This is a genomic window from Streptomyces sp. NPDC091272 (assembly GCF_044757485.1).
Classification (GTDB): domain Bacteria; phylum Actinomycetota; class Actinomycetes; order Streptomycetales; family Streptomycetaceae; genus Streptomyces.
Genome location: NZ_JBIVVC010000007.1, coordinates 23784 through 34119, shown reverse-complemented (window position 1 = coordinate 34119; position 10336 = coordinate 23784). Strand labels below are relative to the sequence as shown.

Sequence of the window (10336 nt, the reverse complement as noted above, 5' to 3'; positions counted from 1 at the left end):
CCTGTCCGCGCCCGCGAGGGGAGGAGGCGTGTCCTGCGGTCCGTGTCCGCGAGGGGCCTGCGGTCCGCGCTCGCGAGGGGAGGAGGTGTGTCCTGTGTCCGCGCCCGCGAGGGGGGTGTCCGCGCCCGCGAGGGGGGTGTCCGCGCCCGCGAGGGAGGTGTCCGCGCCCGCGAGGGAGGTGTGTCCTGCCTGTCCGCGCCCGCGAGGGGGAGAGGCGTGCCCCGTGTCTGCGTCGGGGAAGCATGCCCGCCCCCGCACGCCCCTTCGTCCCCCCGCCTCGGAGGAAGCATGCCCGCGCCCGCCCCCGCACGCCCCTTCGTCCCCCCCGTCTCGGGGGAAGCATGCCCGCGCCCGCCCCCGCACGCCCCTTCGTCCCCCCGGCTCGGGGGAAGCATGTGGCCCCGCGTCCACCCCCGCACGCCCCTCCCCCCCCCGCGTCGGAGGACGCATGCCTCGCGCCCGCCCCAGCACGCCCCCGTCCACCCATGCGCGCCCCCGTCCGCCCCCGCGGAAGAGGCCCCGCCCACACAATGCGGGTCCCTGTCCTGGGGCCCGCGCCCATGTCCTCCCCGAACGGTGGGACCGCATCCTGCACCGCACCACCGGTGGTTCAGGATTCCGCCGCCCCCCACCCGCAGGAGCCGCACCATGGAACGTCTCCGTCCGTTCGCCGCGGTCCTCGCGGCTGTCGCGCTCGCCGCCGGCCTGCTGACCGCCGCGCAGCCCGCCGTGGCACGTCCCGGAGCAGAGCGCGTCGTGGCCGAGGCCGCCGCCCCCGGCCTCACCCGTGTCCCCGCCTTCGGCTCGAACCCCGGCAACCTCTCCCTCTACTCCTACGCCCCCGCCGACCTCCCCCCGAACGCCCCCCTCGTGGTGGCCCTGCACGGATGCGGGCAGAGCGCGGCGGACTACTTCGCCCACTCCGGCTGGGACCGGATCGCCACGCGTCACCGGTTCGCGCTCGCGCTGCCGCAGACCGACGGCGCCAACAATCCCCAGTCCTGCTTCAACTGGTTCGAGCCCGGCGACAGTTCGCGCGACCGGGGCGAGGCCGCGTCCGTCCGGCAGGCGGTCACCGCCGTGCTCGCCCAGTACGGCGGCGACCCCCGGCGCGTGTTCCTCACCGGGCTGTCCGCGGGCGGCGCGATGACCGCCAACCTCCTCGCCGCGTACCCGGACGTCTTCGCGGGCGGCTCGATCGCCTCCGGCCTGCCCGCCTCCTGCGCCACCAGTTCCTCCGCCGCGTACACCTGCATGTACGTCCCGCCGGACCGCACCCCCGCCCAGTGGGGTGCGCTGGTGCGGGCCGCCGCCCCGGCCGGCACCACCGCCTGGCCCCGGGTGGCCGTCTGGCAGGGCACCGCCGACACCACGGTCAGGCCCGCCAACGCCACCGAACTCCGCGACCAGTGGACCGACGTGTGGGGCACCGGGCAGACGCCCTCCCGCACCTCGGAGCTGCCCGGCCGCACCACCCTCACCGAGTACGACGACCCGGCGGGCCGGCCCGCCGTGCAGGTCTACTCGGTCGCCGGGATGGCCCACGGGCTCGCCGTCGACCCAGGCGCGGGGGAGGAGCAGTGCGGCACCGCCGCCACGTACTACCTCGACACCCTCTGCTCCAGCCTGTACACCGCACGTTTCTGGGGGCTGGACGGCGACGGCGGGGGTGAGGAACCGGGCGCGCTGCCCGCGCCCACCGGGGTGCGGCTCACCGGAGCCGGCGACACCACCGCGTCGCTCACCTGGGACGCCGTTCCCGGGGCGGCCTCGTACGCGGTCCTGCGCGACGGCGCCCGGGTCGCCGGCCCCACCGGCACCTCGTACACCGACACCGGGCTGACACCCGGCACCTCGTACGCCTACCGGGTCTCCGCCGTCGGCCCCGACGCGCGTAGCGGGACGCCCTCCGCCGTCGTCACCGTCCGTACCACCGGCACCCCGCCCGGCGGTGGCGCCTGCTTCACCGCGAACAACTACGCCCACACCGTGGCCGGCCGGGCCCGGCAGAGCGGCGGCCAGGTGTTCGCGGTGGGCTCCGGGCAGGCCATGGGGCTGTGGAACACCGCCGTCACCCACACCCTGCGCGAGACCTCACCCGGCTACTTCGTCCTCGCGGACGGCCCCGGCGGGGGATGCGCCGCCGGGGCCACCGGGTAAGCCCCCCCGGCTCAAACCCCGTCCAGCAGCGCCCGCGCCCTGGCCACCCGCTCCTGCCCGACCCGTATCCGTACCCCGTGGAAATCCCCTCCCCGGGTCGCGTCGAGCGCCATCCGTGACGTGGTCCCGTTCGCCGTCGAGGACGGGTCGAGCGGGCTGCCGGGCAGGCCGTCGACCACGAACACGTCCCGGTGCGGCTGGAGGTGGGTGGCCATCGCCCAGAGCACCTGCGAGTCCTGGGTGACGTCCACGTCCTCGTCCACCGCGACGACCGTCTTGAGGTACGGGTCCCAGCCCAGAAGCCCCAGCATGACCTGCCGGGCCTGCCCCGGGCGGCTCGCCCGCAGTGCCACGTACGCGTGGAAGTGCGTGCCGGACGTCGGGTAGTACAGCGCCGTGACCTCCGGGAACCGGTCGCTCAGCTTCTGTGCCATCTCGGACTCGCGCGGGATCCTGGCGAGGTTCAGATGCTCGTCGGTGTTGCCGCCGACCACGTCCAGCAGCAGCGCGTCCGCACGCCTGAGCACCGTCTGCACGGTGAGCACGTCGTTGGTGGACCGGTCGGAGGAGTAGCCGGAGAACTCCCCGAAGGGCCCCTCCTGCGCGTGCCGCGCGGGATCGAGGTACCCCTCCAGCACGATCTCCGCACTCGCCGGCACCCGGATGCCGTACCTCGGGGTCCTGACGACCTCCAGCGGAGCCCCGAACAGCCCGCCCGCGACGTCCCGTTCGTCGGTGCCGGCACCCAGCCTGGCCGAGGCCGCCAGCATGAAGAGCGGATGCCCGCCCAGCACCAGCGCCACCGGCAGCCGCTCGCCCCGCTCCTCGGCCAGCCGCAGCAGCTGCCACAGATGGCCGCGCGAGTGCAGGCTGGTGGAGAGCTCGTTGCGGCCGTGCACCATCGAGCGGTGGTAACTGAGGTTCCCGGCGCGCCCGTCGGCGTCCGCGGGAGCCTCCGCGGCGATGATCCCGCTGGTGATGTACGGGCCCCTGTCCGACGCGAAGTGCTGGATCAGCGGTAGCGACGCGAGGTCGACGTCGTCGCCCGACTCCACCACCTGAAGGACCGGCCCGTCCGGCACCACCCTGGGCGTGCACCTCCGCGCGGCGGCGGCCTGGTAGGCCCGGTGCAACCCGGCCGGGTCCGTCCCCAGCAGCCGCGCCACCCGGCGCCGCGACGCGAAGACGTTCGTGACGAGAGTGGTGTCCAGACCGGCGACGTCACGGCAGACGAGCAGTTCGTCCCGGCCGCGCAGCGCGAGCTCCAGGACGAGCGCCGCCACGTCCTCACCGTCGAGCTTCGCGTCGACGTCCAGGACGTCGTCCGGGTGGAGCGCCGCATACGTGCGCAGGAAGTCCCGCAGGTCCTGGGAGGCGGCGGACGGCTCAGTGGGTGTCACAGCACACCCCGGCCGGATGCGGCGCGCCGAACATCTCGCCCCACTCCGGTGCGGTGACGCAGAGCCCGAGCAGTTCGAGTCCGGTGTGGACGGCCACCCGCGCGCCGTCGTACACCGGTTTCCCCAACTCCCGTTCCACCAGCGCCGCGACGGGAGCGACAGGAAGTTCCGTACCCGCGACCACGACGCACTGTGCGTCCGGCAAGTCCGCGTCGAGCAGGACCCGGCGCACCCGGGAGACGGGGAGTTCCGCCGCCTCGCGCGCGGTGGTCAGGCCGAGCGCCGTCACCGAGGAGATCTTGAAGCCGGCGGCGAGATAGGTGTCCGCGAGGCGGCCCGCGGTCTGCTCGGAGCCGGGGGAGACCAGCGCGAGGGAGACGATGTCACGGCGGGCCAGCAGCTCCAGCTGGCCGAGGGTGACCGTGGAGGCGCGTACCCCCGTCACCTCCTCGATCCAGCGGGCCATCGCCCTGCCGTGCGCCGCGCCGTGCAGGTCGGCCGAACTGCCGCTCCACACCACGGCGCGGACTCCGGCGTCCGCCAACTGGGCTGCTGCACGCGTCAGTTCGCCGGACTGGGACGGGGCGATCGCCGGACCGCTCATGATCTCGGGCAGCGAGACACGGGCGATCGCGTGCGCCGACTCGATGGCGACCGGCTTGCATATCTGGGCCGCCCAGCGCTCGACGCCGATGCTGGTGGAGGGGACGAGATGACCGATGCGCTGCTGCATTGCGGCACCACTTTTCTCAACATGTCGACAGGAGAGGGCGTACGGGGGAGCAGGAGAGGGCGTACGGGGGAGCAGAAGAGGCCGTACGAGGAGCAGAAGAACGCGTACGAGGAGCAGAAGAAGCCTGACGAAGGAAGAGGGGGCGGCCCCGAGCCTCCCGAGCCGCGGAGCCGCCCCGGTCCGGGGACCTACGCGTGCATCTCCGCGGCCGACGTCGCCGTCGGGTTCTCCAGCGTCGCGTAGGTGCTCTTCAGGCGCAGCTGCGCCTCCTCCTGGTCACGCGGCGCGGGGGTGGGCTCCAGGCCCAGCAGCTTCGCCACGTTGTTGCCGAGATACCCCTCCAGGTGCTCCTCGGAGAGGTTCATGCCCTGCGGCGGCGGGCCCATGAGGACCTCCAGCTCGCGCGCCCACATACCCGGTTCGTTCGGCGGCGAGTCGGTGCCGAAGACCAGCTGGTGCTTCTCCATCTGCTGCGCGAACTCCACGATGCGCGACTGGAGGAGCCAGCCGGACTCGCCGTACACGTTCGGCGAGTCGAGGATCATGTAGAGCGCCTCGAAGCAGTACACGCCACCCGTCTGCACACCGAAGTGGCCGAGGATGAAGTTGACGTTCGGGAACTCCCGGATGATCGGGTAGAACTGCGTCGGGATCGAGTACGGCCCGTCACCGGTGTGGATCAGGACGAGGACGCCCAGCTCGTCGCAGACCTTCAGGACCGGACGCAGCCAGTCCAGGGCCCGGTCGGGGCGGTAGGCATGCATGTTCGCATGCAGCTTGAGCATCTTGTAGCCGTACTCCTCGACGTGGAACCTCAGCTCCTTCGCGCCGTTCTCCGGCCCGAAGCGCGGGTTGTACATGAAGTTCCCGATGAAGCGGTCCGGGTACTCCGTGACCAGCTTCGTGATGTACGCCATGTAATCGCGAATCCCCTCGCGACCCCCGCGCATCCCGTCCTGCCACACCGAGTTGCCGGGCGGGGGCATGATGCAGCCGTAGTCGATCCGGCGCGGCTTCCCGTTGATCATGAAGGGGCCGTCCATCATCTTCAGCGTCCGCTCACCGGTGAACGGCTCGCCGTCGTGTCGCCACGCCTGGTCGACGATGTTCGTCGGGTGCATATGGGTGTCGATGATCAAGGTGTTGTTCCTTCCCTGCTGGTTCTGGTCGTACGTAGCCCTCGGGCGTACGTCGCGCTTGTGTGGACCGTGGTGAACCGTTCGGGGACCCAGGGCAGGGCCCGCCTCACCTCCCTTCGGTGTGGATGAAGTCGTCCGGCCGCACCGGCACCCTGCCCAGGGCCAGCCCCGTCGCGTCGCGCAGGGCGTTCGCGATGGCCGGCGTGGAGGAGAGGGTCGGCGGCTCGCCCACCCCGTTCAGGCCGTACGGCGAGTCGGGGTGCGGCAGTTCGAGAAGGTCGATGGGCACGGACGGCATGTCCGCGATGGTGGGGATGAGGTAGTCGGTGAAGGAGGGGTTGCGCACCTTGCCGTCCTTCACATGCAGTTCCTCCATCAGGGCCAGCCCCAGGCCCTGGGCGCTGCCGCCCTCGATCTGCCCCTCCACGGCGAGCGGGTTCATCGCCTTGCCGACGTCCTGGGCGGTGGCCAGCTCGATCACCTTCACCAGCCCGAGCTCCGTGTCCACCTCCACCACCGCGCGGTGCGCGGCGAACGCGAAGGCGATGTGCGCCTGGCCCTGCCCGAACTCCGGGTCCACCGGATACGTCCGCCGGTGGGAGTACTCGTACTCCTCCGTCAACGGGCCGTGCGCGGCCAGGAGTTCGGTCAGGCCGTCGTCGCCGAGTGCGGCGAGCCGCTCGCGCAGCGCCTTGCAGGCGCCCTGCACGGCGCCGCCGCTCATCCAGCTGATCCGTGAGGCGGAGGACGAGCCCGCGTCGCCGACCCGGGTGTCGGCGGGGAGGACGGTCACCTGCTCGACACCCAGCTCCGTGCGGACGATCTGCGCCTGGACGGTGACGATGCCCTGCCCGCACTCGGCGGCCGAGGTGTGCACCTGCGCGACCGGCTCGCCGTTTACCAGCGAGAGCGTGACCCGGGCCACCGAGCGATCGTCGACACCACCGGAGAAGCCGATCGCCTTGACGCCGATGGCATAGCCGACGCCGCGCCTGATGCCCTCGCCGTGGGTGGTGTTGTTCAGACCGCCGGGAAGGCCGAAGACGCCCTCACCGGAAGGCGGCAGCGGCCGGTCACGCAGTCGTTCGAGGAGTTCGGCGGCGGGCGCGGGGCCGTCGACCGCCTGCCCCGTCGGCAGGACCGTGCCGGTCTTCATGGCGTTGCGGATCCGCAACTCGACCGGCTCCATGTTCAGTTCGCGGGCGAGCTTGTCGAGGTTGGACTCCACCCCGTAACAGGACTGCACGGCGCCGAAACCGCGCATCGCACCGCAGGGCGGGTTGTTGGTGAAGACGGAGTAGCCGTCGATCTCGACGTGCGGTACGTCGTAGGCGCCGGCCGCGAAGTACGAGCCGTTGGCGATGACCACCTGCGAGGTGGAGGTGTACGCGCCACCGTCGAAGACCAGCCGCGCCTTCACGTAGACGATCCTGCCGTCGCGCGTCGCCCCGTGCTCGAACCACATCTTCGCCGGGTGCCGGTGCACATGGCCGAAGAAGGACTCCTCACGGTTGTAGCTCATCTTCACCGGGCGCCCGGTGTGCAGGGCGAGCAGCGCGGAGTGGATCTGCACCGAGACGTCCTCGCGGCCGCCGAACGCCCCGCCCACCCCCGACATCGTCAACCGGACCTTCTCCGGGGGGAGTCCGAGCGCCGCACACATCTGGTGCTGGTCGTCGTACAGCCACTGCGTCGACACGTACACGTCGACCCCGCCGTCCTCGGCGGGTATCGCGAGCCCCGACTCCGGGCCGAGGAACGCCTGGTCCTGCATGCCGACGTCGTACGTGCCCGAGACGACCACCTCGGCGAGGCGCTCGGCCCGCGCCATGTCACCGTGCCGGATCCGGACGTGGCGCACCACGTTGCCCAAGTCGTCCTTGCCGTCGACCCGCCGGGCGTGCACCCGGGGGCCGGTGCCGACGACCGCCGCCTCCGGGTCGGTCAGCGGGGTCCGTGTCTCGTACTCGACCTCGATGAGGCGCAGGGCGCGGCGCGCGGTCTCCGGGTGGTCGGCGGCCACGAGCGCCACCGGCTCGCCCTGGTAGCGCACCACGTCCTTGGCGAGCACGGGCTGGTCGGCGACCTTCATGCCGTACAGCGGGTGGCCGGGGACGTCCTCGTGGGTGAGGACCGCGACGACACCGGGAAGCCGCAGCGCCCTGGCGGGGTCGAGGCGCACGATACGGGCGCAGGGGTGCGGGCTGCGCAGCGTCGCACCCCACACCATGTTGTCCGCGTGCAGGTCCGAGGAGTACGCGAAGTCCCCCCTGACCTTCAGCCGGCCGTCGGGCCGCAGAACGCTCTCGCCCACCCCGTTCCTGACTCCGGTGACAGTGCTCACGGCTGCTCGCTTCCCTTCCACGGCAATGGGGCGGGGTGGTGCGGGTGGTTCGTGAGGTGCGGGTGGTACGTGAGGTGCGGCTGCTCGACGCGTCAACCGCCTTGCCGCGCGGGGCTGTTACGGAACGGGGTGGATCCCCGGCCCCCGTGTGCCGTCCTGGTCGGGGCCCGCGGCCACCGCCTGGGAGAGCCGGATCCGCAGCCGTCTGATGTGCTCCCGGGCGGCGAGCTCCGCCGCGTCCGGGTCGCCGGCCGTCATCGCCTCGAAGATGCGCCGGTGCTCGGCGACGGCGAGCCGCGGGGCCTCCGGGCTGCGCCACAGGGAGTGCAGCGCCAGGTGCGCCTTGCCCTGGATGGTGTCGAGGGCGGCGGTGAGATGGGTGTTGCCCGCCACCTCGCGGATCAGGCTGTGGTACGCCATGTCCATCTCGATGTGGGCCCGCTCGTCGTAGTCCGAGGTGACCACGCGCTCGTGCTGTTCGAGCAGTTCGCGGAGCTCGCCGACCTTGGTGGCGTCGAGCCGCTCGGTGGCCAGGCGCGCCGCCAGCCCTTCCATGACCTCGCGGACCACGTACAGCTGACGCACGTCCGCGAGATCGACGGTGGAGACCACGGCGCCCCGGTGCGGGACGTGGGAGGCGAGTCCGTCGTGAATGAGCCGCTGGACGGCCTCCCTGACGGGGCTGCGGCTGATGCCCATCTGGGTGGCGAGGGCCGGCACGGAAAGCGCGTCACCCGGACGCAGGCGGTTCGCCAGCACGGCTGCCTTCAGCTCGTCGTACGCGCGGTCCGCCAGCAGACTTCCGGCCGCGACCGGGTTCACCGCCCGGTCCACCGCCTGCTGTGCCTCGTCGGTCGCCATCCTCGCCTTTCCGTCCTGGTTGCCGGGGCCCGGCGCGCTCGTCGGTGCTACACGGTGTCGGCCTCGGCCTTGCGGGCTTCCTCCGGCTGCTGGCCTTCATGTTGCATGTAATCTTCGGGTGGGTCAACGGGTGCAGCCGACCTCCTACGGCCGCCCGGTAGCCGCAAATGGTGAAAAAACAGGTTCAGCAGGACAGCGGTGACCGTGCCGAGGATGATGCCGCTCTCGAACAGTGCATGCAGTTGCCTGGTCGGCATCTGCTCGGCGAACTGCGGGAACGCCGTCGGCAGAAAGCCGATGCCCATGCTCGCGGCCACCAGGACGGTGTTGCGCTGGTCGGTGAGGTCCGCCTGGAGCAGGATCTGCACCCCGACCACCGCGATCGTCGCGAACAGCACGATCGTGGCGCCACCGAGCACGGAGGCCGGCATCGCGGCGACGACCGCCCCGATCTTGGGCACCAGGCCGAACACGATCATGATCACGCCGGCCGACGCGATGATCCAGCGGCTCTTGACGCGGGTGAGCCTGATCAGCCCGATGTTCTGCGAATAGACCGTGCTGGGAAAGGAGTTGAGTACACCGGCGACCGCGGTGGCCAGCCCGTCCGCCCGCAGCGCCCTGGTGACGCCCTTGCCGTCCACCTCCCGGCCGACGATCTCGCCGACCGCGAAGAACTGCCCGATCGACTCCACCGCGACGATGATCATGACCATGAAGATGGACAGGACCGCGATCGTGTCGAACCGGATGCCGTAGTGCAGCGGCGCCGCCATCCCGATCCAGGAGGCGTCCCCGATCCTGGAGAAGTCCGTCCTGCCGAGGACCGCGGCCACCACGGTCCCCACGACCAGACCCGCCAGTACGGCGATGGTGGCCAGGAAGCCGCGCGAGAACTTGTGCAGCAGCAGGATGACCACGAACGTCACCGCGGCCAGCCCCAGTTGGGCCGGAGAGCCGAAGGACTCGGCACTCGGATCGCCGCCACCCACCTGCCGGGCGGCCACGCCGAGCAGGGTGATCCCCACGATCGTCACGATGGTGCCGGTGACCAGCGGAGGGAAGTACTTCACCAGTCTGCTGAAGACGGGCGCGATCACGAACAGGGCGAGCCCCGCCGCGACCACCGCCCCCAGCACGGACGGCATCCCGGCCTTCGCGCCGCCGGCCGCCAGCCCCACCGAGACGAGCGAGGGCACGGCGGTGGTCGAGGTGCCCTGCACGATCGGCAGCTTGATGCCGACCCCCTTGAAGCCCACCGCCTGCAGCAGCGTGGCGATACCGCAGGTCAGCAGGGACGCGTTGACCAGCAGACCGATGTCCTGCTCGGGCAGCCCGATGCCCTGGGCGACCAGCAGGGGCATCACCACCGCTCCGGCGTAGAAGGCGAGCACGTGCTGGAACCCGTAGACCGCGAGCCGCCAGAACGACGGCACCGCCTCGACGGGGTCCGGCGTCTCCTGCGGTGTGTTCGGGTCGTCCGTACAGCCCTGTTCTGTCGTGCGGGACATGTGCGTTCTCCCTCCACCCGGCGTCGGTGACGGCGGGGGTCCTTGTATGCGCACTTACGGGGGCCGCGGACGGGCAGCCTGGGTGAGGCGACGTGGGGCTCTTCGGGAGGCTTGTGGGGTACTGGGGCGGGGCGGGCGTGAGGTACGTGCGCGGCGGGCGTGGCGTGTGTACGCGGCGGGCGTGACGT

7 protein-coding genes are annotated in these 10336 nt (G+C 71.8%); 1 reads left to right on the top strand and 6 read right to left on the bottom strand.

The window, feature by feature from the left end:
- Window positions 1-648 precede the first annotated feature (648 nt).
- Entirely contained in the window at window positions 649-2160 is a 1512-nt protein-coding gene (locus ACIQM4_RS20375) for a PHB depolymerase family esterase (protein WP_401593290.1), read from the top strand.
- An 11-nt stretch (window positions 2161-2171) separates the two neighbouring features.
- Here the strand turns inward: ACIQM4_RS20375 and ACIQM4_RS20370 are convergent, their stop codons facing one another.
- The 6 genes from ACIQM4_RS20370 to ACIQM4_RS20345 all read right to left on the bottom strand — a co-directional run bounded on the left by ACIQM4_RS20370 (window position 2172) and on the right by ACIQM4_RS20345 (window position 10148).
- On the bottom strand, window positions 2172-3560 hold the full coding sequence (locus ACIQM4_RS20370; protein WP_401593288.1) for a UbiD family decarboxylase: 1389 nt from the start codon (window positions 3558-3560) through the stop codon (window positions 2172-2174).
- Window positions 3547-4293, bottom strand: a complete 747-nt coding sequence (locus ACIQM4_RS20365; RefSeq protein ID WP_401593285.1) for a hypothetical protein — start codon at window positions 4291-4293, stop codon at window positions 3547-3549. The genes ACIQM4_RS20370 and ACIQM4_RS20365 overlap by 14 nt, the downstream gene beginning before the upstream one ends.
- A 188-nt stretch (window positions 4294-4481) precedes the next feature.
- Window positions 4482-5432 (bottom strand): amidohydrolase family protein, encoded by a 951-nt coding sequence (locus ACIQM4_RS20360; protein ID WP_401593283.1) that lies wholly within the window; start codon window positions 5430-5432, stop codon window positions 4482-4484.
- 106 nt (window positions 5433-5538) lie between these two features.
- Entirely contained in the window at window positions 5539-7776 is a 2238-nt protein-coding gene (locus tag ACIQM4_RS20355) for a molybdopterin cofactor-binding domain-containing protein (protein WP_401593280.1), read from the bottom strand.
- Between the two features lie 117 nt (window positions 7777-7893).
- On the bottom strand, window positions 7894-8637 hold the full coding sequence (locus tag ACIQM4_RS20350; RefSeq protein WP_401593277.1) for a GntR family transcriptional regulator: 744 nt from the start codon (window positions 8635-8637) through the stop codon (window positions 7894-7896).
- 47 nt (window positions 8638-8684) lie between these two features.
- A complete protein-coding gene (locus tag ACIQM4_RS20345) occupies window positions 8685-10148 on the bottom strand; it encodes a nucleobase:cation symporter-2 family protein (RefSeq protein WP_401593274.1) in 1464 nt (487 codons plus the stop codon).
- Window positions 10149-10336 lie beyond the last annotated feature (188 nt).